The organism is Roseovarius albus (assembly GCF_900172335.1).
Classification (GTDB): Bacteria; Pseudomonadota; Alphaproteobacteria; order Rhodobacterales; family Rhodobacteraceae; genus Roseovarius; species Roseovarius albus.
The window spans coordinates 206,233-228,744 of sequence record NZ_FWFX01000002.1 but is presented as its reverse complement, the minus strand read 5'-3'; the positions used below and the strand labels follow the sequence as shown (position 1 = coordinate 228,744).

25 protein-coding genes are annotated in these 22,512 nt (G+C 56.4%); 12 read left to right on the top strand and 13 right to left on the bottom strand.

Annotated elements, in window-relative coordinates; genetic code table 11:
• Window positions 1-418 precede the first annotated feature (418 nt).
• Window positions 419-1,417 carry a type I glyceraldehyde-3-phosphate dehydrogenase gene (locus tag ROA7450_RS03865; RefSeq protein WP_085804351.1) on the bottom strand — a complete coding sequence of 333 codons (999 nt, stop codon included), beginning with the start codon at window positions 1,415-1,417 and terminating at the stop codon, window positions 419-421.
• Between the two features lie 94 nt (window positions 1,418-1,511).
• Window positions 1,512-2,297: an SDR family NAD(P)-dependent oxidoreductase gene (locus ROA7450_RS03860; protein WP_085804350.1), complete on the bottom strand. Its 786-nt coding sequence runs from the start codon at window positions 2,295-2,297 to the stop codon at window positions 1,512-1,514.
• 101 nt (window positions 2,298-2,398) lie between these two features.
• Here ROA7450_RS03860 and ROA7450_RS03855 point away from each other — a divergent pair, with 101 nt between their 5' ends.
• A complete protein-coding gene (locus ROA7450_RS03855; protein WP_085804639.1) occupies window positions 2,399-2,773 on the top strand; it encodes a diacylglycerol kinase in 375 nt (124 codons plus the stop codon).
• Between the two features lie 3 nt (window positions 2,774-2,776).
• Here ROA7450_RS03855 and ROA7450_RS03850 read toward each other — a convergent pair whose 3' ends face one another.
• Window positions 2,777-3,979: a class I SAM-dependent methyltransferase gene (locus ROA7450_RS03850; RefSeq protein ID WP_085804638.1), complete on the bottom strand. Its 1,203-nt coding sequence runs from the start codon at window positions 3,977-3,979 to the stop codon at window positions 2,777-2,779.
• A gap of 94 nt (window positions 3,980-4,073) precedes the next feature.
• Here ROA7450_RS03850 and ROA7450_RS03845 point away from each other — a divergent pair, with 94 nt between their 5' ends.
• Genes ROA7450_RS03845 through ROA7450_RS03830 form a run of 4 tightly spaced genes read left to right on the top strand, consistent with a single transcriptional unit; the run spans window position 4,074 to window position 7,799 of the window.
• The gene (locus tag ROA7450_RS03845) at window positions 4,074-4,691 is read left to right on the top strand and encodes a flavodoxin family protein (protein WP_234999427.1); all 618 of its coding nucleotides are present in this window, start codon (window positions 4,074-4,076) and stop codon (window positions 4,689-4,691) included.
• Window positions 4,692-4,722: 31 nt separating this feature from the next.
• Window positions 4,723-5,061: a DUF952 domain-containing protein gene (locus tag ROA7450_RS03840; RefSeq protein WP_085804349.1), complete on the top strand. Its 339-nt coding sequence runs from the start codon at window positions 4,723-4,725 to the stop codon at window positions 5,059-5,061.
• A complete protein-coding gene (locus ROA7450_RS03835) occupies window positions 5,058-6,116 on the top strand; it encodes a quinone-dependent dihydroorotate dehydrogenase (protein ID WP_085804348.1) in 1,059 nt (352 codons plus the stop codon). Before ROA7450_RS03840 ends, ROA7450_RS03835 begins: the two co-directional genes overlap by 4 nt.
• Window positions 6,117-6,167: 51 nt before the next feature.
• Window positions 6,168-7,799, top strand: coding sequence for an MFS transporter (locus tag ROA7450_RS03830; RefSeq protein ID WP_085804347.1), 1,632 nt, complete (start codon window positions 6,168-6,170; stop codon window positions 7,797-7,799).
• Between the two features lie 155 nt (window positions 7,800-7,954).
• Here ROA7450_RS03830 and ROA7450_RS20735 read toward each other — a convergent pair whose 3' ends face one another.
• Entirely contained in the window at window positions 7,955-9,490 is a 1,536-nt protein-coding gene (locus ROA7450_RS20735) for a hypothetical protein (protein WP_143534355.1), read from the bottom strand.
• A 38-nt stretch (window positions 9,491-9,528) separates the two neighbouring features.
• Between ROA7450_RS20735 and lepA the strand changes: the two genes are divergently transcribed.
• Together lepA and ROA7450_RS03815 are read left to right on the top strand one after the other, a co-directional pair.
• Window positions 9,529-11,328, top strand: coding sequence for a translation elongation factor 4 (gene lepA, locus ROA7450_RS03820; RefSeq protein ID WP_085804346.1), 1,800 nt, complete (start codon window positions 9,529-9,531; stop codon window positions 11,326-11,328).
• A 185-nt stretch (window positions 11,329-11,513) separates the two neighbouring features.
• Window positions 11,514-12,098: a hypothetical protein gene (locus ROA7450_RS03815; RefSeq protein ID WP_085804345.1), complete on the top strand. Its 585-nt coding sequence runs from the start codon at window positions 11,514-11,516 to the stop codon at window positions 12,096-12,098.
• Window position 12,099: 1 nt separating this feature from the next.
• Here the strand turns inward: ROA7450_RS03815 and ROA7450_RS03810 are convergent, their stop codons facing one another.
• Entirely contained in the window at window positions 12,100-12,405 is a 306-nt protein-coding gene (locus tag ROA7450_RS03810; protein WP_085804344.1) for a hypothetical protein, read from the bottom strand.
• 376 nt (window positions 12,406-12,781) lie between these two features.
• Here ROA7450_RS03810 and ROA7450_RS03805 point away from each other — a divergent pair, with 376 nt between their 5' ends.
• The 5 genes from ROA7450_RS03805 to ROA7450_RS03785 all read left to right on the top strand — a co-directional run bounded on the left by ROA7450_RS03805 (window position 12,782) and on the right by ROA7450_RS03785 (window position 16,584).
• Window positions 12,782-13,504, top strand: coding sequence for a hypothetical protein (locus ROA7450_RS03805; protein WP_085804343.1), 723 nt, complete (start codon window positions 12,782-12,784; stop codon window positions 13,502-13,504).
• 186 nt (window positions 13,505-13,690) lie between these two features.
• Window positions 13,691-13,921: a hypothetical protein gene (locus ROA7450_RS03800; protein WP_143534354.1), complete on the top strand. Its 231-nt coding sequence runs from the start codon at window positions 13,691-13,693 to the stop codon at window positions 13,919-13,921.
• Window positions 13,922-14,136: 215 nt separating this feature from the next.
• Entirely contained in the window at window positions 14,137-14,364 is a 228-nt protein-coding gene (locus tag ROA7450_RS20730) for a hypothetical protein (RefSeq protein ID WP_143534353.1), read from the top strand.
• 145 nt (window positions 14,365-14,509) lie between these two features.
• A complete protein-coding gene (locus ROA7450_RS03790) occupies window positions 14,510-15,235 on the top strand; it encodes a hypothetical protein (protein ID WP_085804340.1) in 726 nt (241 codons plus the stop codon).
• A 95-nt stretch (window positions 15,236-15,330) separates the two neighbouring features.
• On the top strand, window positions 15,331-16,584 hold the full coding sequence (locus ROA7450_RS03785; RefSeq protein ID WP_159453992.1) for a caspase family protein: 1,254 nt from the start codon (window positions 15,331-15,333) through the stop codon (window positions 16,582-16,584).
• Between the two features lie 94 nt (window positions 16,585-16,678).
• Here ROA7450_RS03785 and ROA7450_RS03780 read toward each other — a convergent pair whose 3' ends face one another.
• From ROA7450_RS03780 to ROA7450_RS03745, 8 genes are all read right to left on the bottom strand, one after another.
• Window positions 16,679-17,272 (bottom strand): DUF4760 domain-containing protein, encoded by a 594-nt coding sequence (locus ROA7450_RS03780; RefSeq protein ID WP_085804338.1) that lies wholly within the window; start codon window positions 17,270-17,272, stop codon window positions 16,679-16,681.
• Window positions 17,273-17,647 carry a hypothetical protein gene (locus ROA7450_RS03775; RefSeq protein ID WP_143534352.1) on the bottom strand — a complete coding sequence of 125 codons (375 nt, stop codon included), beginning with the start codon at window positions 17,645-17,647 and terminating at the stop codon, window positions 17,273-17,275.
• A 158-nt stretch (window positions 17,648-17,805) separates the two neighbouring features.
• A complete protein-coding gene (locus ROA7450_RS03770) occupies window positions 17,806-18,081 on the bottom strand; it encodes a hypothetical protein (RefSeq protein ID WP_085804336.1) in 276 nt (91 codons plus the stop codon).
• On the bottom strand, window positions 18,078-18,683 hold the full coding sequence (gene plsY, locus ROA7450_RS03765; protein ID WP_085804335.1) for a glycerol-3-phosphate 1-O-acyltransferase PlsY: 606 nt from the start codon (window positions 18,681-18,683) through the stop codon (window positions 18,078-18,080). Before plsY ends, ROA7450_RS03770 begins: the two co-directional genes overlap by 4 nt.
• Window positions 18,683-19,960 (bottom strand): dihydroorotase, encoded by a 1,278-nt coding sequence (gene pyrC, locus ROA7450_RS03760; protein WP_085804334.1) that lies wholly within the window; start codon window positions 19,958-19,960, stop codon window positions 18,683-18,685. The genes plsY and pyrC overlap by 1 nt, the downstream gene beginning before the upstream one ends.
• A gap of 10 nt (window positions 19,961-19,970) precedes the next feature.
• Window positions 19,971-20,507 carry a hypothetical protein gene (locus ROA7450_RS03755; protein ID WP_085804333.1) on the bottom strand — a complete coding sequence of 179 codons (537 nt, stop codon included), beginning with the start codon at window positions 20,505-20,507 and terminating at the stop codon, window positions 19,971-19,973.
• Entirely contained in the window at window positions 20,504-21,454 is a 951-nt protein-coding gene (locus ROA7450_RS03750; protein WP_085804332.1) for an aspartate carbamoyltransferase catalytic subunit, read from the bottom strand. Before ROA7450_RS03750 ends, ROA7450_RS03755 begins: the two co-directional genes overlap by 4 nt.
• Before the next feature lie 67 nt (window positions 21,455-21,521).
• Window positions 21,522-22,466: an NAD(P)-dependent oxidoreductase gene (locus ROA7450_RS03745; protein ID WP_159453991.1), complete on the bottom strand. Its 945-nt coding sequence runs from the start codon at window positions 22,464-22,466 to the stop codon at window positions 21,522-21,524.
• Window positions 22,467-22,512: the final 46 nt, after the last annotated feature.

Genomic DNA, 22,512 nt, shown 5'->3' with positions numbered 1-22,512 from the left:
ACCTAGCGGGAATGACAGTGAGATCGGACGGTAATTTTCTAGAAACTATGGGGCAACTAGAGCTAGACATTAGATCGCTCTTGCTGGTCAATCCTTTTGTCGGCGATGAGTAGGTCGCGCAAGATATGCGCTCATACTTGTCCTTAAAGATCATGGATCGCCTGGACGACATCATCAATGATTGGGAACAAAAGGACGACGATTCAAATCTACTGAGATACGCATCACCGAAGCGGCTTATCGGAACTCATGATGATATTCTTGGCCAAATGATCTTCTATTTGCTTCGTGCAGGGGAGGTCTCTTTCGCGTTGTATTTCTGCAGCTCAACGGAACGTTTTTGAAAAAATGCCGTTGATTGCAAACAACAACATTATTCGCAAAGCGGACAAAGCTAATTCGTTGACCTACCCCGATATCACCCCCGCCGCGCGATCTTCTCGGCCATATCCAGCATCCTGCAGGAAAAGCCCCACTCGTTGTCATACCAACCAAACACCCGGCATAGCCCGCCAGTGGATACCGAAGTTTCCGGCCCGCTGATGATCAGGGATTCAGGCCGCGCACGCAGATCGGAACTCACCAGTGGCATCTCGATCCAACCAAACACCGGGCTGACCTCAGCGGCGGCGCGCAGCACCTCGTTCACCGCCTCTTCTGTCACCTTGTCCCGCGTCTGTACGGTCAAGTCGATGGCCGACACACTTGCCGTCGGCACCCGGATGGCCCGCGCCTCGATCCGGCCTTTCAGATGCGGCAGGACCAATCCCGTCTGATGCTGCGCGCTGGTGGTCGTGGGCACCATCGACATCGCCGCCGCCCGGCTCCGTTCTGGTGCTGCCCGCGGTTTGTCCACCGTCGGCTGGCTGCCGGTATAGCAGTGCACGGTGGTCATCTGCCCACTAATCAGGCCAAACGCCTCGTCCAGGACCCGCGCCAGCGGGGCCAACGCGTTGGTGGTGCAGGACGCGTTCGAGATGATCAGCTCATCCTTCAAAGCCTCATCATTCGCCCCCATCACCAGCGTGATATCCGCCTCGGCCGACGGGCCCGACACCAGCACCGCCTTGGCCCCGGCCTCCAACCCTCGCTCGGCAATCGCACGTTTGCCACCCATGCCGGTACATTCCAGCACCAGATCCACGCTACTAAGGTCCAGCGCCCGGATGTCGCGCTCGGCATGAAACGGAATGCTGTGGCCATCAACCACCAGCCGCTGATCCCCGGTTGAGACATGCCCAATCCACGGCCCAAACACACTATCGTACTGGAACAAGTAGGCGCAGGTCTCCAGCGACTCGATTTCATTGATCAGCACTAGTTCAAAGGCATCGCGATCGCGCATCAGAATACGCAGCAACGTCCGCCCAATCCGGCCAAATCCATTGATGGCAATCTTGATTTTATCTTGGGACATCACGGCCTCCGGCGCAAAAGGTCAATAAATCTGACTTTTAAGCGCGTTTTCCAGATTTCCAAGGGGTGAAATGAAGATTTGATCAAACGCGCCCCTACCGCGCCCCCAACGTCGCCCCTCCATCAATCACGATATTCTCCATCGTGATATGCCGCGCCATGTCCGAGAGCAGGAACAGCACGATATTCGCCACGTCTTGCGGGTCCGCCATCCGCCCCAGCGGAATGCCAAGCCGCCACAAATTCGCGTCGCCCTTCAGCACCCGGTCCAGACCGCTGGCCGAGGTTTGAAACGATTGCTGCATCGGCGTATCGGTGGACCCGGGCGAGACGATATTGCAGCGCACGCCATATTCAGCCAGCTCCAGCCCCAAACACTTCATCGCATGAGCCAGCCCGGCCTTGGACGCTGGATAAGCCCCCAGCCCGGTGCGCGGTGTCGTGCCCGAATTCGACCCGATGGTCACAATCGCGCCGGCTTTTTGCTCTGCCATCACCCGCGCCACAATTTGCGTGACCACCAGCGTCGAGGTAAAATTCACCGCAATTGTCTCAGTCAAGGCATCAACGCCGGTCTCCAGCAGTTTTGACGGAGCCAAAATCCCCGCCGCATTCACCAAATAGGCGATCTCGCCGTGCTGCTCTTTTGCTACCTGAACCACCTGTTCGACGACTGAACTATCTTGGATATCCACACTAGCAATCGTCACCTGATCTTCAGTGACACCCGCCTCTTCCGCCAGTCCCTCCAGTTTCGACTGCGTCCGCCCCACCGCCAGCACACGACATCCGGCCTGCAGCAAGCGCACCGCAATCACCCGGCCGATGCCCTGTCCGGCACCAGTGACAATCGCCAATCCCTGCAAGCTGATCTCGTTCATGTGGTATGCTCCAGTTTTTCATGACCGTCCGTGATTGTGTTCGACATGTCAATCTTGGCGCAATATGCTCTGCCACACAGGCAGAAGAACAAGAGGCAGCTATGGGCAATCAACCGTTAAAGGGCTTTGCGCGCCTGCGTGCGGCCTACGCCAATTCGATGACCGGCTTTCGCGATATCTGGCGCGGGGAAGAGGCGTTTCGCATCGAATTCATTGCCTTCGTACTTTCGGTCCCCGCCGCCTTTTGGGTCGGCCAGAACGCCATCATGATCGCCCTGCTGATCATCTCGGTTCTGCTGCTGGTCATTGTCGAAATCCTCAACAGCGCCGTTGAGGCCGCCATCGACCGTATCGGACCGGAACGGCACGAACTGTCACGTCAGGCCAAGGACTACGGTTCCCTCGCTGTCCTACTGGCAACACTTATCCCCGGCATTCTTTGGATCGCGGCGCTTTATACAAAATTCTGCAGCTGAACCTCAAACGCCCTGTCGTGCAATCCCGGAATAAAGCAACAGCCCCCACCCGGCTAATACATTCTCAACCTTGCTCCAGTTGGCCCCAAAGCTGATGGGATCAGACCCGCTGGCCGATGCAATTTCATTCAAGTTCCGCTGGCCGTTTATGGCCGCGATCAGCGGAGCTGCCGACTTGGGCAAACTCAGCGTGGCCTTCAATCCGTCCATATCCATCGGCAAGGGTTTTCCCTGCGCCACCGCCTGAGCCAATTGCTGCGCCCGCACGCCTTTCAACACCGGCACCACCGCCCGGTTGCGTCCATTGGCCGATCCGCGCGCCTCCTCAGCTTTCACCGCATAACCGGTGTGCACTTTGATCGTGCCGTTCAGTTTTTCCGCCAACGCCATCGCTTCGACATCACCCATGCCTTCTGGTCGCTTTGCCACGCGCGACAGATCATAAAGCGCCTGGGTGACAAAGCCACTCAGGTGCCAGCCCGTGGCCGCGAACGTCTGCATCAGTTGCGCCACATCATAAAAGCGGTCCTGCGTGTGCAGCAGCAGGTCATAAAACCCCGCCTCGCTGGCCTTGTGATCATGCACGTTGATATTGGCCTTGAACGGATGCCCCTCGGGCAAGGCCTCAAAAATCCGTTTTCCCTGTTTCAAACGCTCTTTCGGCGGCAAATCCCCCAGTAACGCACCGAAGGCCTCTTGCAGCGGATACACCCCTGATCGCCCATAAGGCGCATAGACCATAAAGCCCAAACCACCGCCGGGTGCCAGCGCTGTATGCAACGCCCTAAACCCCTCTTCCGGCTCAGGCAGATGATGCAGCACCCCGCAGCAGTCGATGTAATCAAATTCCCCCAGCTTAGGCGCATCCAACAGGCTGCCGGTCACAAAGGTGATATTACTCAGCTTCCGCACTTTTGCGCGCGCCTCGGCCACTTTGCGCGAGGCTTTCGACAAATCGACATAGGTGATCTCGCAGGGCTTTTTAAACTGCGCCATTATCGCTGCCAGTTGAATCAGCCCATCCCCGGTGCCGCCCCCGGCCACCAAGACCCGCAACGGCTTGGACCAGTCGCGTTGCCCGCCAAAGATGAAATGGTCAATCTCTTGCGGCAGGGACGGCGATCCGCTGATCAACCGCTTTGCCTCATCCTTGGGGTTCCGCTCGGGGTAAGGATACGCCTCATATTGTTCTTTGACGCTGCTCATCGGGGCCTCTCGGTGGTTTGCCCGCAAGATAGGCCGCAATGATCCCAAAAGAAAAGCCATCGCATCTTTGTCCCCATCAAAGTATCATTGGGACATGGAAGATCAGGCACACGCAAACCCCTATGATATGAAGCCACAGGATCAGGGCGCAGATCACGCGCCCGAAATTGCGATCCCGTATTTTTCCGGCAACGGCCATACCCGTGCCGTGGCCAAAGCCATATCTGAGGGCGCAGGCATCGGCGCGCGTACCATTGATGTCGAACACATCACCGATCAGGACTGGGCGATCTTAGACGCAGCCGAGGCGGTGGTCTTTGGCTCCCCCACCTACATGGGTTCCAGTGCCGCCCGCTTTGATCAGTTTCTCGAAGAAGCCGCTGACCGTTGGCTTGATCTGGCCTGGGCCGACAAGATCGCCGCCGGGTTCACTGTGGCAACTTTCCCCTCGGGCGACAAGCTCAGCACCTTGCAGCGCCTCGCGATCTACGCCGCCCAGATGGGCATGATCTGGGTCGGTCAGGCCGAGGTTGGCGCACCGGTGCACCCCGACCGCCCGGGTGTGAATACCGCTGGCTGCTGGCTTGGCCTCGCCGCCACCTCCTCACGAGACAAAACCCAACTGGTCGACACCGATGATCTCGAAACCGCCCGCCGTTTCGGCGCACGCATCGCCACCGCAACAAGACGCTGGCGACAGCTTCCATCTTGACCCGCCCCGCGCATCAGGGCATCAGGCCCGCATGCTGATTTACAAGATATTCCGTGCACCCGAGTGGGCGCAATTGCAGGCCGAGGGCCAGACCCAAGGCGCGCCTATCGACCTGACCGATGGTTACATCCATTTCTCAACCGCCGAACAGGTGATCGAGACCGTGGCCAAGCATTTTGCGGGCGAACCCGACCTGATGCTGCTGGCCGTGGATGCCGATGCTGCAGGAGACACCCTTAAGTGGGAGGTCTCACGCGGTGGCGCTTTGTTTCCCCACCTCTACCGCGAGCTGTCAATGCCTGACGTGCTCTGGACAAAACCTTTGCCCCTTGAAAATGGCACCCACATCTTTCCGGATGACATGACATGAAACTGATCGAACGCCTCGGCGTCTCTGCCCTGCACCGCTTTGACCCGGAAACCGCCCATGGCCTGGCCCTCAAGGCTCTGGGCAGCGGATTGGTGCCGCTTTCCGGCCCGGTCACATCCCCGCGCCTGAAAACCGATCTCGCGGGCATGGCACTGCCTAACCCCGTCGGTCTCGCCGCCGGTTTCGACAAAAACGCGCAGGCGCTTGGTCCTCTATCGCGTGCAGGTTTCGGATTTATCGAGGTCGGGGCCATCACCCCGCGTCCGCAACCAGGAAACCCGAAACCGCGCCTCTTCCGCCTCACAGCCGATCAGGGCGTCATCAACCGCTTCGGCTTCAACAACGACGGCATGGAAGCCGCCGAACGCCTGCTCGCTCAGCGCCCGACCAGCGCAATCATCGGCCTCAACCTCGGGGCCAACAAGGACAGCACCGACCGCGCTGATGACTTCGCCCGCGTTCTGGCCCATTGCGGCCAGCATCTGGACTTTGCCACCGTCAACGTCTCTTCGCCCAACACCGAAAAGCTGCGCGACTTGCAAGGGGCCGCCGCCCTCACCGCCCTGCTCAAAGGCGTGATGGAGGCCCGCGACACCCTGCCAAAACAGATCCCGATCTTCCTCAAGATCGCACCGGATCTCAACAGTGACGAACTGGCCGAGATTGCCGAGGTCGCGACCTCCTCGAAGCTTTCCGGCATCATCGCCACCAACACCACGCTCTCCCGCGAAGGGTTGCAAAGCATCAATCGCGATCAGGCCGGCGGCCTCTCTGGCCAGCCTCTTTTCGAGAAATCCACCCGCGTTCTGGCGCAGCTCTCAAAACTGACACAGGGCCAAATCCCCCTTGTCGGCGTCGGCGGCATCGGAAGTGCCGAGCAGGCCTATGCCAAGATCCGCGCTGGGGCCAGCGCCGTGCAGCTTTATTCGGCCATGGTGTACCAAGGCCTCTCGCTCGCCGGTGACATCGCCAAAGCGCTGGATCAGCTTCTGGAACGCGATGGCTTTGCCACCGTGGCCGAGGCGGTGGGCACCGGTCGCGATGATTGGCTCTAAGCCAAATTGCCCCTATATGTTTGAGCAATAAGAACAACACACAGGGCTGGCATGCAGGTATTGGGCAAATTCGCCACGTGGTTTGATGACATCTTCATCGACCTGATCCGCCAATTGCGCTGGTCCTATGTGCCACCCCTGATGGTCTATTTTGCCTATGGCCTAGCCACCATCAGCGGCATCACCGGCACCTTCTTTGTCAAAGAATATCTTGATCTCTCTGCCGCCTATCTGGCGGGGCTGGGGTTCTGGGCCGGCATCCCTTGGGCGCTAAAAATGCCGCTGGGCCATTTGGTCGATATCCTCTGGCGACACAAGGCCTGGCTCTTGTGGCTTGGCGCGGCACTTACAGCGCTGAGCTTCTTCATCATGTATCTGGTCTTGACCGCGCCCGAGATGATGAGCACCATCGCACCGCTGAAATCCTGGTTCATCGCCAGCACCATCATCGCCCCCTCGGGGCTGGTGCTGCAAGACGCCGTCGCCGACGCCATGTCGGTCGAGGCGGTGCCACGCACCGACGACTCCGGCATGGCCATCGACCATGATACCTCCCGCATGATGCACACCACGATGCAAACGCTGGGCCGTTTTGCGCTGATCTTTGGCACGGTCGTCGTCGCCATCATCAACATCACTATGTTCGCCGGGATCGAGGCGCTGGATCAGGCGCAGAAATCCACCGTCTACGCCAATATCTACCTGATCGGGCTGGTGATCCCGCTGATCTCAGTTTCGGGCATCCTGCTGGCCGCATGGCACCGTCACAGCCGCCGCAAACGGATGCAGGCACAGGGCCTGAGCGCCGCAGCCATTACCGCCGCCCTAGACACACCAGACGAACCCACCACCCCAAATCCGTGGTATTTCATCGGCGGGGCCGGTTTTGTCGCCATCACCCTGATCGTCGGATTAAGACAGGTTCCATATGGTCAGGAAATCATCTTTCTCGGCTCGCTGGTCATCGTCTCGCTGCTGATGCGCCAACTGCTCACGGTCCTCCCCGTCGCCCAAGCCCGCGCCCTCATCGGCACCGCGCTGATCCTGTTTGTGTTCCGCGCTGTGCCCCGCCCCGGTGACGGGCAAACATGGTTCAGCATCGATATCCTCGGCTTTGACCAACAATTCCTGTCGCTTTTGTCCTTCATCACCTCGGCACTGACGCTGGTGGGCCTTGTCGTCCTACGCCCGCTGATGGCCAGCCGTTCGGTCACCGCCATTGTGGTCATCCTCACCGTCGCCGCCGGCATCCTGTCCCTGCCCAACATCGGATTGTATTATGGCATCCAGAACTGGACCGCCGCCCTGACCGGCGGCGTGGTCGACGCGCGTTTCATCGCCATTCTGGACACGGCGGTGGAATCCCCGCTGGGGCAGGTCGCCGTCATCCCCATGCTGGCGTGGATCGCTCGCAATGCGCCCGGTGATCTCAAAGCCACCTTCTTTGCCGTCATGGCGTCGTTTACCAATCTGGCGCTGTCGGCGAGTGCTTTGCTGACCAAATACCTCAACGAGGTCTTCATCGTCACCCGCGAGGTTTCGGACAGCACGGGAGCCATCACCACCGCCGCCGACTACAGCCAGCTTGGGATACTCCTGATCGTGGTCACCCTGATCACCGTCGGCGCACCTCTCCTGACCATCGCCCTGGTCCAAAACTCCCGCCTCAGAACCGATGATTGATAAGGGCAGCGCCCGACCCTGGGTGGGCGCACATCTTCCTTAGAAAGTCGCAAAACCCCACCAAAAGCGCCAACCTCTAAATCAGCCGCAAAAGCGCCCTCCCACGGGGGGGGTCGGGCGCTGCCCGGCCTCCGTCCGGGCGGGACATACATAAATCAGAACAGCGACAATCCCAACTTCACGAGTTGTTCAATCAATAAAATAAGTGCTCCGGCTTTAACCGTCGTACTTTCTGTTATTCTGTTAACGACGTCTTTAATCTTCAAATGCAGCGCAATCTTCGCGGCACGAGAGAAAATTCGCGTGGTTTCATCTGCTCCCGGCAAGGGCGGTGCCCCGCTGGGCAAAGGCAATGTCGCATCATTGATCAACTGCGGAATGTCATGCTGCCATTCCTCCGCCAATTCAAATTCAGAAATCTCAACCAAAATTGGCAGCGCCTCTTCCAGTTGCTCCTTCGCGCCCTCAGGCAATTCACGAATGGCTTGCTCCGTCAGGATTTTTCGATTTTCGGCCACATCCGGATGAGTCGCCCGGATCGCCCGCGCACCCTCTTCCAATGCATCCTGCAGGGCAAGGTTTTCCTCACTCGGCGGCAATTCATCATTAAGGATCTGCCGAACCAACCCTTTGTGAACGCCAACAAACCCCATTTCGATTTGCTGCGGGTTATTACCATACTTGGTAAACACCCGGCGTAGCGCCCGTACCTCACGCGCGTTGTCATGCAACCCGTTCGAGGCACTGGCCAAGACATCCTCAAGCGCATCTTCGACCTGCGCCAGCGTTGCGCCCAACAGATCAGGTTTCTCGACTTCTATGGGAGTGACGAAAAACTTCGCCGTTTTGGGATTAAACTCAACTTTCTCAGCCAGCGGCACCTTCTCAAGCAAATACTCCGCCCGGATCCGCTCGATCTCCTTGGCTACAGCACCAGGTCCTGATTCCCAGATCGGATCTTCAATCAACGCAACGCGACGCTGCAACTCCCGGTCCATCGGATTGCCATCGAGAAATCCCTGATACCACTCACGCCAGAAGGACCAATACTTACGCTTTGAGAAATACTTCAGCAAGAGTAACTTGGAATTGTCAGGGGAAGTTATCGGTAGGCCCCGAGATTCAGCTTCTTCCATCCCTTTGAGGAACTCTTCGCGATGATAATGGCCCGCTAACAAATTCCAGCTGCTTGTGCGCGCGATCTCTCCAAATTCTTCTGCTGAAATTGTATTATAATCAATCTCATCAGATAGAGATGCCAACAATAACCCCAGAGTATCTCCAATGCCGAAAAAGTCTCTATTTTTTAGCGCAGCGAAATATTCACCACGTCCATATGGTGAACCACCTACTCGGGCCTTAGCAAAGCTACTAGCTATTTCAGCATTGTCATCTTGTATCAAAGATTGGTGTAAGTTGAGCGATGTATCTGCAAGAGCCTCAGCAAAAGTAGAATTGGGTAGCGCACCTTGCAATTCAGTATGTGCGGTCAATAATGCCCTTAAGAGTGCTAAAGTAGTAGTTTGAGCCAGTACTAGCTGTCCATAGCGCTCATAACTGCAATAAGGCCCGGAAAGGGCAAAGGCGTAAAATACACGCTCCCAAATTACTCTCTTGCTTCCCAATGAGACGCGTTCATTGTCTTGAGCCTCTTTTTTCGCACCTATAGTGCCACTGCCTGCATTGCTCACCTTGACCAACCCTCAAAACCCTTCCATATCCCCCTACCATGACACCGCTCTCACATATCCGCAATTTCTCGATCGTGGCGCACATCGACCACGGGAAATCCACGCTGGCTGACAGGCTCATTCAGTCCACCAATACGGTGGCGGATCGGGACATGAAGGCACAGCTTCTGGACACGATGGATATCGAGCGCGAGCGCGGTATCACCATCAAGGCCAACACCGTGCGCATCGACTTCCGCGCCGCCGACGGAGAGGATTATGTCCTCAATCTGATCGACACCCCCGGCCACGTCGATTTTGCCTACGAGGTCTCCCGCTCCATGCGCGCGGTTGAGGGATCATTACTGGTCGTCGACAGCACACAAGGGGTCGAGGCGCAGACGCTGGCCAACGTGTACCAAGCCATCGACGCCGATCACGAGCTGATCCCGGTTCTCAACAAGATCGACCTGCCAGCCTCCGACTGTGACCGCGTCGCAGAACAGATCGAGGATGTCATCGGCATCGACGCCTCCGGCGCCATCGCGGTGTCGGCCAAAACCGGCGTCGGCATCACCGAAACGCTGGAAGCCATCGTTCAACACCTACCCGCCCCCACTGGCGACATCGACGCGCCATTGAAGGCGATGCTGGTCGACAGCTGGTACGATTCCTATCTTGGCGTTGTCGTTCTGGTCCGGATCATGGACGGCGTTCTGAAAAAGGGCGACAAGATCCGCATGATGCAAACCGGTGCCAGCTATGGCGTCGACCGCATCGGCGTCTTCCGCCCGCAGATGCAAAACATCGATGCGCTCGGCCCCGGCGAGATCGGCTTTATCACCGCCTCCATTAAACAAGTCCGCGACACAAAAGTGGGCGACACCATCACGCATGAGAAAAAGGGTGCCGAAGAGCCCCTGCCCGGCTTTGCCCCCTCGCAGCCGGTGGTCTTCTGTGGCCTCTTCCCTGTTGATAGCGCCGAATTCGAAGACATGCGCGATGCCATCGAAAAGCTCGCCCTGAACGACGCCTCCTTCAGCTACGAAATGGAAACCTCCGCCGCCCTCGGCTTTGGCTTCCGCTGCGGCTTCCTCGGTCTTTTGCACCTCGAGGTGATCCGCGACCGCATTGAGCGCGAATATGATATCGAGCTGATAACCACCGCGCCAAGCGTGATCTACCACGTCTACATGCGCGACGGCACCAAGATCGACCTGCACAACCCCGCCGACATGCCCGACATGACGCTGGTCGACCATCTTGAGGAACCACGCATCAAGGCCACCATTCTGGTGCCCGATGAATACCTTGGCGATGTGCTCAAACTCTGCCAGGACCGCCGCGGCATCCAGATGGACCTAACCTATGCCGGCTCCCGCGCCATGGCCGTCTATGACCTGCCTTTGAACGAGGTGGTATTCGACTTTTACGACCGCCTGAAATCCGTCACCAAAGGCTACGCCAGCTTTGACTACAACCTCGAAGGTTACCGTCAGGACAATCTGGTGAAAATGTCGATCCTGGTGAATGACGAACCGGTCGATGCCCTGTCGATGATGGTGCACCGGGATCGCGCCGAAATGCGCGGCCGCGCCATGTGCGAAAAGCTCAAAGAACTGATCCCGCGCCACATGTTCAAAATCCCGATCCAAGCCGCCATCGGCGGCAAGGTCATCGCGCGCGAGACCCTGTCCGCCATGCGCAAGGACGTGACCGCCAAATGCTACGGCGGCGACGCCACCCGGAAACGCAAACTTCTGGACAAGCAAAAGGCCGGTAAGAAAAAGATGCGCCAGTTCGGTAAGGTGGATATTCCGCAAGAGGCGTTCATCTCGGCGCTGAAGATGGATAATTGATATTTGGCCTCAGAAAAACTGAGGCCATTTGTTTCAGTATTGGTTCACATGAGCGATAAAGACAGCGCTGTCTGTGCGGATTTCAATGCCTTTTCTCGCTAATTCATTGAAACCAAACTGGATTCACAGCTGAGTTGCGAAATTCCTCAATACCTGACAGGCTAAAAATAAAATAGAGGCAGGCAATGAACCAACTATTCGTAACGGCACCCCAGCCGACAATGAAGCGCGTGGCCGATATGGATGGGCCAGATTTTTACCCCACTCCTGAATGGGCAACTCGTGTATTAATTGATAACGAAAACTTCTCGGGTGACATCTGGGAACCTGCTTGCGGCGATGGCGCAATGTCACAAGTGATTGAAGAACGAGGTTACAAAGTCCAGTCATCGGACCTTTTCGATCGTGGATTTGGTGATGCAGGAATAGACTTCCGGACATCTAACAAGTCCGTTGACAACATTATAACCAACCCTCCGTTTAACAGTGCTGAAGAATTCGTTCATGCAGGGTTGAGACAATGCAAGAAGAAATTGGCTCTATTGCTTCGACTAGCTTTCCTAGAGAGCGCGGGACGGCAGAAATCAATCTTTTCTATTTGCCCTCCCAGCACAGTATGGGTCTTTAGCGAAAGAATAACTTTTTATCCTAAAGGCGCGGTACGCAAGGGTAGCGGAACAACCGCCTACGCATGGTTCGTATGGGACCATGACTATCAAGGCCCCACACAATTGAATTGGTTGCCAGTTGGCTATAAAACCAAGAAATGAATTATGTCAAAGCAGCAACTTCAGCGCGGCCTTTGTCGGTAATCGTCCAACTCTCATTATCGCCATTATAGATCGCTAACCCTCTCGTTTGTAAGCTGGTACTTTGATCTTTGTGGGAAACTAAGTTTCTAACTTTTTGGGAAAAATAGGTATCAGACCTGTCATCCAAAATTTCTGCGTCTTGCCCAGTTGGTGATAGTCGAGCTTCTAAAAGGGTAATTAGCTCAGCGGTCGTCAATGTCCCGGTTGGCGATGCGTCCAATTCTTTTAGCGCTTCAATTCGGATGTCTGCTTCTGTGTAACTCAAAGAATGCCTCCTTTTTTATTGGCACCTAAAATATGGTATTCGACGCACTCACATTCAACATCCTGAGGTAGAAAAATTAATCTCGACACACCTAAAAAATCCAATAGCGATTAACTTCCCAAAAACAAGACGTCTCTGTTTCCCAGCCACTCACAGAGAGGCCACACGCCGACCGCCCCCATGGGCGGCGCGTTCGCTTCGCCCGCGGTCGGCTTTCGTGATATGGCACCGTCGGTGTGACGCCAGCTAAACGCCGTAGGGTGGGTGCCAACCCACCATTCCCCATCTGCCCCACGCGAAACCTGCGGGGTCACGCTGCAAAATCCCAAACCTGTGTTATGCTCTCCCTATTGTTCATTCATTACAGGACCGCACGATGCCACCTCGTGCCTGCATTCCCTTTTTCCTCATGGCCTTTCTCTCGGCCAATCTCTCTGCCTGTGGCTTTGTGAATTACAGCGACAGCAAACCCGGCACGCTGTCCGGGTCGATCTTTGTGATGTGGCTGGAGCCGGGGTTTGACAGCAATTCCGGCGACGGCAAGTTTCTCTTTGTCCCCGCCCCGAATGACCCATTGGTTTTTGTCCCAGCCGAACCCTACGGCGCGGTCACCCGCATCACCCCGCAGATGATGTATACCGATGGCGGCTCCATCCCCCGCATCGCGCAGGCGTTCAGGGGCTTCAACCCATGGGGCTATGCCCCGGCCTATATGCTGCATGACTGGATCTTTGTCGTCAAAAACTGCGCCGGTTTGACCGACTATCCCCCAGGCTGGGACCCGCAAGAGATCCGGGCCATCAGCGCCATGGAATTCCGCCAAAGCGCCACCCTGATGGGCGACGTGATCCGCACCATGGAAGACAGCGCTCAGGTCGGCAGCAGTGAGATTGCCCCCGCCGCCATCACCTCGGCCGTCAGCGGGTCAATCAGCCGCGCGAAATGGAAAGAGGACCCCGCCAGCTGTCAGGCGCGCCTGATTCCCGATGACCTGCGCGATGACGTGAACGCCGCGCTCGGCTTCACCCTCGCCGACACCGCCGCTGAGAGCATCGCCCGCGACACCGGTTTGCGGATCGTGACACAGATCAGTTTTTAACCCGCAGACCTCACCCGAGTTTTGTACAAAACCCACGTACAACTTGTACAAGTTGTACGCTGCTCAGTTGGTCCTCAGGCCCACCTAACTCAAACGCGATCAGGGTTGATCTGTGCAAACCTTCCATCCAACGCGCGCCGCCCCACATCTGGATCAGACGCACAAACAAACCGAAGGATCTGATCCATGATGTATGTAAACATTTTCAAAACCGCCGCCCTGCCTTTGACCGCTGTCACCACTCTGGCCGTATCCGCCACCGCCCAGGGCGGCCCCGATCCCAGCGAGCGCCAACCCCTGCGCGCCTTCAAAGAGGCCCATGCGCAGACCGTCACCAAGACGCAGACCAACATTCAATCGCGCAACGGTCAACAGGCGCGGATTTCCCCAGCACTGGTTGAACGTCGCGACCGCTAAGCCGCTGCAAATATTATAAACTCCCCCACCGGGCGGGCCGCAGGGCCTGCCCGTTTTGCATTCCGGAAGGTCCATCACAGCCTTTGTTTCAGCATCTCACAAACTCTCTCACGCCCTCTCACCGAAACGCGATCACGGTTGATCGCCCCAAGGGTTTAAACGCCCAGATTGCGCCCCACATCATGGTCATGAACAACACAGAAAGGACTTTGAAAATGACACGTCCAACCTTGATCAAAACCGCCGCTCTGACCGTGGCCGCCCTTGCAACCATCGCCTCGGCCCCGGCCTTTGCCCAGCCTGACCCAAGCGAGCGCCAGCCGCTGCGCAACTTTCAGGAATCGTCCGAAAACACCGTGACCAAAGCACAAGTCAGCACGCAGTCCTCGATCACGCAAGACGAGCGGATCGCCCGCGCCCATGACGCGCGCATCGGCCGCTAAACTCTACGCTCCTAGAACAAGGGCCATTCACGGCCCCTGTTCCCCTCTTCTCAGCTCCTGCTCGTCCCGTCCCGGTACGACGCTTGCCTGTCCCCCCCAGACCTGTCATAGCCCGTGAAACGGACAACGGCAGGTGCTGGGAAGAATGGGACTGTTTTCACGTAAACCTTGTGTCATCGTCGCCAGCATGGGGCGTTCGGGCAGCACGATGTTGACCCAAAGCCTCAGCGCTCTGGCCCGCAAACAGTGGCATGGCCCCTTGGGCACCGTCTTTGGCATACGCCCCGAATACGACGATGTTTTTACCTTTGAAGAGTCGCTTGCTGACGCCCCACTGACCCCCGGCATCATCTGCAAGACCCATGACTATCCTGATGATCTGCGGCAGGCTACGCGTGACTTTCGCGCGGTCTATATTTTCGGCTCGGCATACGAATCTGCCCTCTCGGTGCACTCCTGTCTCGATCGTCGCGGCGCAGACTGGGTGGAAGAGCATTTTCGACACCTCAAAAGCACCAGCAATATCGCGCATCTGTTCGACTGCGATGCCCTGAATATGGCGCGTAATCTGGCGTCCTGGGCCACGTTTGACGCCGCCACTGTGCTGTGCATCCGGTATGAGACGCTCTGGGATCGGGTCGATCAGGTGGCCGAATTCACCGGCTATCGCTTCCAGCCGCCTCCGTTCGAGAAACGCGCACCAAAAGCGATTGAGCCGGATCTGGCCGCCAAGGCCCATGCTGTTTACGATCCAATCGATGCCATCATAGAGACGCTGCCCGATATCTTCATGTCCGGCCCGGAAATGACTGATCAGGTCAGCGCGTTGCTGGATTTTGGCGAAGATCGCCCCGCTGCGCAATACTGCTGACGGGATCACGCGGTATCAGATTGCTTGAGTGACCATTTTTCATTGTGATGTTTACGCGGGTTGTGTGAAGATTTAAGTTATGAATAATGCTTAGCATGTTGCTACGCATTTTATTTATCTGCTTTTGCTGCTTTTCTCCTGGATCGTCATGGGCCGAAAACCGCGTTGCGCTCGTCATTGGAAATTCTGATTATGACAGTGTTTCCTATCTACCGAATGCGGCAAAAGACGCGCGGGATGTGTCCTCAACGCTTCGCAACCTTGGTTTCCAGGTGATCGATGGTTTCGACCTAACGCAGTCTGAAATTCTGTCACGTGCGCAAGAAATGCAGCGCCGTTTGTCACCAGAGGATGTCGCCCTGTTCTATTTTTCTGGCCACGGCGTTCAGATCGGGTCCGAAAATTACATCATCCCGGTTGATGCGTTTGGCACCAACGCCGAGATGCTTCGCTCGACCTCAGTGAGTTTGCAGACCATTCTGGCTGAAATGGAACAAAAGGCAGATCGGAATATCGTCATTCTGGATGCGTGTCGCAATAACCCGTTCGAGCTGGACGACAAAAACCGAAGTATTGGAGGTGTGGCGCGCGGATTGGCCAAAGTGGATGCTGGTGTCGGATCCTTCATCGCGTTTTCCACACAACCCGGCAACGTTGCGCTTGATGGCAGCGGTGAAAACAGCCCCTTTACAGAAGCATTGTTACGTCATCTCCCGTCCTCTCAGGACGACCTGCACGAGGTTATGAGGAAAGTGCGTCGCGACGTCGTGAATGCAACACAAAGCTCGCAGATACCGTGGGAAAATTCTTCCTTGATCGACCGTATCTACCTGTCGAATCCGGGCGGGCTAACCAGCCAGCAGCCCTCCAACGCTTTGCCAAGCGAAATCTCCGAACCTTCGCCACCAAAGACTGTTTATACTTACCAAGTCAGCGGCCTTGACCCGAACGGTGATGGTTTTTTGGCGCTGCGCAACGGAACTACATCGCAGGCGACACGGCTGGCCAAAATGACCGAGGGCACAAAGCTGGAATTCTTGGGGCAAAAAGGCGTTTGGTTCAATGTGCGAACGGAAGCAGGATTGCAAGGATGGGCGCACTCCAACTGGATCCGATTTATTGGCTCGCAATCCGCGAGCCCAGCCGAAAACTGCGAAACCTTATGGTATGAACGTAACGCGATTTTCGCGCGCAACGGATATTGCTTCCGGGGAGCACGCGGACGCGCAACGTTCTCCAATGCAGGCTGTCGGCAGGGTGTTGCGGCTCAAAATATTCCACTCTCGACTGCCGAGCGACGAGAGGTTGAGCGCCTTCTTGCCCGCGAAAACGCATTGAATTGCAGGTAAGCTATTTTCCGGCAACCAAATTACAACCGCAACTACGAAGCTGACCAGTACAGCTTTGGAGATACGTACTGCAAACCCGCGTTGAATAAAACATTCAGAACGGCAAGCTATCCCAAACAGATGGCTTGGGCGGATTCTTCAGGCGCTCCTGATAAGCAATGGTTAACGCGGCATACCCATCAATTTCTTGTCGCCGTTTGGCGACAAAGCTGCTGGAATAAATCCACATGCGCGTGAGATTATCCCTAAAGAAAACCGACAAGAGATCTTCGTCGCACAGATTTCGATCCACACATACGGAAAGCTTGTCGAAAAAATAGATCAGCTTATCAATCTCTGCGCCCAACTCGCCTTCAGACGCATTCGCAAGTTCCCGCTGCACTACATTAAGCTTCGCCGCCTCATAGGCTTCGGCATCCAAGTCATCCGGGAGAACTGAGACCGAAGCGGCTTCCGCCTTGCGGATGGTATTCGAGAGTACATCAAAGGCCGCCTTATACCCTTCCTCTTCCCACTCTTGGACATGCTCATAAGACGTTTTGATGCGCTTCGTTTCGAGGTGTTCCCGGTACTGTACGAGAGTAATAACGAGGCCAGTTGCAACGAAAATCAGCGTAATTGGCTTGCCTTCAGCTCGCACGGCGTTTCGTAAAAAATTAACGATTTTCGATACAAGTGAACGGATCATTTAACACTCATTCGGGACTACGATAAGAAGGCCAGGATCGAGTGCCCCAGATTTATCTACTATCATTGCCTGCAAGCAAACCATCTGCTGCTCTGATAGGATTAAATTGCCGCCCTCCGCATATGCACCGCTTGGGTCATCGAGTGCAGTGCCAACGGCCCTGGCCGCACTATCATCGCCATTGCCAGCATCACAACTATCAAGGTCAATCTGAATAAACCCACGATCAGATCGTTGTAATCGCTCCATTCGGTCATCGAAAATTTCGGAAAAGCACTGGGCACGGCGTTCATCAACCACCGCTGAAGTACTGCAAAATTCACACGCCAATGTTGCGTTTGAAAAAAGAATAAACAAAAAAGCGAGACGCCACATAAGACCACCCCCAACATTAGAATAGCGGTGATAACGCTCGCGTGGCAAGCCGTTGCGCAATTTAGAGGTCGAGGTTCTTGAACCAGCGATTTGGATGTGCCGTACTCCATATCGTTATGTACAAAACCCGCGTACAGCTTGTACAAGTTGTACATGTTTTATGGGTGGTCTTCGATCTTGTCCGGGCGCAGATCCAGCACGAAATCCACCACTTTTTGCGTAGGCATTTCACAGGGTTTTAGGCGTGCACCACTTGCAAGGCGGTAGAGATTGAGGCTGATGTAATCCGTACCGCCCATCTCTCTTGCCACCAGTTTTTGGCTTTTCGCGCCCGAGAAGTCTTGCCGGGTTACAAGGTACTGCCGCCCATGTGCCCGCCCGGTGAAACTGCCCAGAGGCAGCGCATCAAAGGCCGCCAGAAACACGGCAATCACTTCTCTCCAATCTTGGGTTCTGCCCCGGCTTTGATCCGTTTTATATTGTCAGAATGCCGATAACAAATAAGCAATGTCAGTATGATAGCCAAGACCAGCATCATACCGTGCCCCAACAGAACCGCCCAGACCGAAGAGCTTGCCGCCGCCACGATGGCCGACAGGGAAGAGATACGCGACACCACTGCCGCGGCGAGCCAGGTCAGGCAGCAGGCCACCCCTACGGGCCAAGCCAGCGCTAGCAGTAACCCCAGAAACGTTGCCACGCCTTTGCCGCCACGAAAGCCCAGCCAGACCGGATAACAGTGCCCGATCATCGCCGCCAAGGCCGCAATCTGCGCTGCATCTTCCCCTGCCAAACAGCGCGCCAGCACAACCGCCGCAGCGCCTTTGCCTCCATCCAATACCAACGTCCCGGCCGCCGCGGCCTTGTTTCCGGTCCGTAAAACATTGGTGGCGCCAATGTTGCCAGACCCGATTTCACGTAGATTTCCCAATCCCATCAAGCGTGTAAGCACCATGCCAAATGGGATGGAGCCCAGCAAGTAACCAATGATGGCCCACAGGATCAGAAGGGTTACACTGCTTTCAATCGGGGGCATCAAGAAGCCTCGTAAACACATTCACCGTCGACATAGGTCGCCAGAACTTTACCTTGCATACGCGCCTCGTCAAACGGCGTATTCTTGGATTTCGAGCGCAACGTGCTGCGGTCCATCACAAACGGCAAATCGGGATCGAATACGATCAGATCCGCTGGCGCCCCTTCTGCAAAACGCCCAGACGCCAGCCCAAGCCGTTTCGCCGGGTTCAAGGCCATGGCCCTGAACAGCTGCGGCAGACTCAAATCACCTGAATGATATAGTCGCATCGCCGCAGGCAGCAGCGTCTCCAACCCGACCGCACCGCTGGCGGCTTCTTCGAATGGTAGGCGTTTGCTTTCTTCATCCTGCGGTGTGTGCATCGAGCAGATTACATCGATCAACCCTTCGCGCACGGCAGTAATGATTGCCTGCCTATCATCTTCTGAGCGTAGCGGCGGCTTGACCTTGAAGAAGGTCCGGTAATTCGCCACATCCAGCTCGTTCAGTGTCAGGTGGTGGATCGACACGCCAGCGGTGATGTCCAACCCATTGCGCTTGGCGCGTTCCAGCGCGGGCAAGGCGCGAGCCGTCGTGATCTGGTCTGCGTGATAACTGACGCCGGTCATCTCGATCAAGGCGATGTCACGATCTATCCCCATGCGCTCTGCCATTGGTGTCACGGCAGGCAGGCCCTTAAGCGAGGCAAACTTGCCCGACGTCGCCGCCGCCCCGGCAGACAAGCCGGGCTCTTGCGGATGGCACATCACCAGCGCACCCAAGGAACGCGCATAGGCAAAGGCCCGGCTCAGCACTTTGGTGTCGCGGACCACATGATCGCAATCGGTAAAGGCCACCGCACCGGCGTCTTTCAAGAACCCGATCTCAGTCATCTCACGGCCTTCACGACCCTTGGTGAGCGCTGCCATCGGCAAAACGTTTACAGGTGCATCTTCGTTGGCACGGCGCGCTACGAATTCAAGCGTTTCAGGGTTATCAATCGCTGGGGCAGTATCAGGTCTCGTCACAATGGTGGTCACGCCACCTGCAGCCGCAGCGGCCCCGGCAGAGCGATAGGATTCCTTGTGGCGCTCGCCCGGCTCACAGACCTTCACACCGATATCCACGATCCCAGGTGCTACACATTTTCCTTGGCAATCAATAACCTGCGCGGCCTTTGGCAATTCGGACCCGCCGCCAACCGCGCTAATCGTACCGCCGTCAATCAGCAGCCAACCCTCGCTGTCTGTCCCGGCTTCCGGATCTATCAACCGCGCGTTCTTGAATAGGATGGTCATCGTGTTCCTCTCATCCTGCAATCTTAATCAGAACCCAGACGAACAGGGCCAGAAAAATCAAAACCAGTGTCGCCACTTTTCCCTGAACCGCCGCCTGCGATGGCGCTTTCTTGTCCTTCGCCGGGGCTACACCCTGCGCGCTTTCGTCCGGGAGTGGCTCAAAAGTGATGTTTGCCGCCTCTTCCGCATAGGTGCCAACCCAGCGCAGTGGGGCCTTTGGAATCAACGTTTGCTCGACCTCGTCAAAGGCTTTTGAAAGAACCACCAGCACATGCCCTTGCATGGCATCCAGACGCGACCGCTCTGCGGCAAGATCAGTGGTGGCGACTCCCAACCCTTCGGTCATATATCCCGCCAACCCCAACCCCTTGAGATCAGACACGGCAAACACCTCGACATAGTCGGCGTTCAACCACTTGGTCCCAAGAGCCATCTGCAGATTGTGCAGATCGCCGGAAAATCCCTCTATCTCATCTGCCGGCAGATCGATTTGAAACAGGCGTATCAGGCCGGCTTCATTTGCACTGATCTCAAACCGGTCGCTCAAGCCATGACCTCCGGCGACTTGGCGCGACGGTTGCGCGCCAAAAGCTCCATCGCCGCCATACGGACGGCAACACCCATCTCGACCTGCTCCTGAATGACACTGCGGTTGATGTCGTCGGCAATCTCGCCATCGATTTCAACCCCGCGGTTCATTGGGCCGGGGTGCATGACGATGGCGTCATTTTTGGCGTGGTTGAGTTTCAAAGCATCCAGCCCGTAGCGGTGATAATATTCACGCTCGGACGGGATAAATCCGCCATCCATCCGCTCTTTCTGAAGCCGTAGCATCATCACCACATCGACATCGTTCAGACCCTCGGCCATGTCATCATAAACCTCGACCCCAAAAGCACCGATTTCTGACGGCATCAGGGTTGGAGGCCCGATCAGACGAATGCGGTTTTCCATCTTGCCCAGCAGCATGATGTTCGACCGCGCCACGCGCGAATGCGCGATGTCGCCGCAGATCGCAATGCTCAACCGGTGCAAGCGTCCCTTGGCCCGGCGAATGGTCAGCGCATCCAGCAAGGCCTGTGTCGGGTGTTCGTGCCGGCCATCCCCTGCATTCAGCACAGCGCAGTTCACCTTTTGCGCCAGCAAGTCCACGGCACCGGAATGCGGATGCCGCACCACCAGAAGATCAGGATGCATGGCGTTCAGCGTCATCGCCGTATCGATCAGGGTCTCGCCCTTTTTGATCGAGCTAGCCTGCATTGCCATGTTCATCACATCCGCACCCAGCCGCTTGCCCGCCAGTTCAAAACTGGCCTGTGTCCGGGTGGAGTTTTCAAAAAACATATTCACTTGCGTCAATCCCGCCAGCACATTGCTGTGCTTCACATCGCGCCGGTTCAGCTCGACATATTGATCCGCCAGATCCAGAATTGCAGTAATATCAGAGGGCGTTAGGGGTTCGATCCCAAGAAGATGGGAATGTGAAAAGGTCATCCGCCGCTCCTGTTCGGTTTCGCCCCGCTTATAGGGGGCGAAAGGGCCAATGGGCAAGAGCCTGCGTTTAATATCCTGTGGCGCGATCAACCAGTCCGGCAGGGTTTTTGCCTGCTTCGAACTGGCGGATACCTTCAGCGATGAATACGGCCACATCGTCAGCATCCGCATCACCTGCGACATGCGGCGTCACAAACACCTTGTCATGCTTCCAGAACGGGTGATCTGTCGGCAAAGGCTCGGTTGCAAAGGTGTCCAGCGCCGCTGCTGCGGGTCGGCCTTTTTCAAGCGCGTCCAGCAAATCATCTTCGATCAGATGCCCACCGCGCCCCAGATTGATCACGATGGCATCGTCCCGCATCTGCGCAAAGGTGTCGGCATTCAAAATTCCTTCGGTCTGCTCGGTCAGGGGCAGAAGGTTCACAATCGCGCGGCTGTTTTGGATGATCTCACCCAGACCCTCATCCCCGGTCACCACAACTGTTCCATCTTCAATCTCACGTTCAGAGGTCGCCAGAACCGTCACCGGATACCCCAGCAACCTAAGTGGGGCGGCCAATTGTGATCCGATTTTCCCAAAGCCCAAAATGCCAACCGGGAAATTTGACGGTGGCGTGCGATTGATGATGTTCCAGTTCGCCTCTCGTTGTTGCGCTGGATAGCTCTGCATCTGCCGCTGCCAATTCACGATGTGCCAGACGGCAAAGCTGGCCATGCTTTGCGCCTGCTCGGGTACAATGATCCTGCTCACGGCTACATCTGCAGGCAAGCTTGGGTTACTCAGGATCGCATCCACGCCAGCCCCGCCGCTCGAAACCAGTTCGAGGTTTCCGTAAGGGGCAAAGTCCTGATCCGCCGGGGAAAACGCCAGTGCGTGGCGAATTCTTAGGGGATCCTTGACCTCATGTGGAAACTTCAACTTGATCCAAGGGGCCTTGGCGGCAAATCCATGGCCATAGAATTCCTTCATATCATAGTGCTGGCACAGACATACGACTTCGATCTCGTCCATTCCGTTCCTCGATCTTTCGCTGATGTTATCGCTTTGGCCCATGACC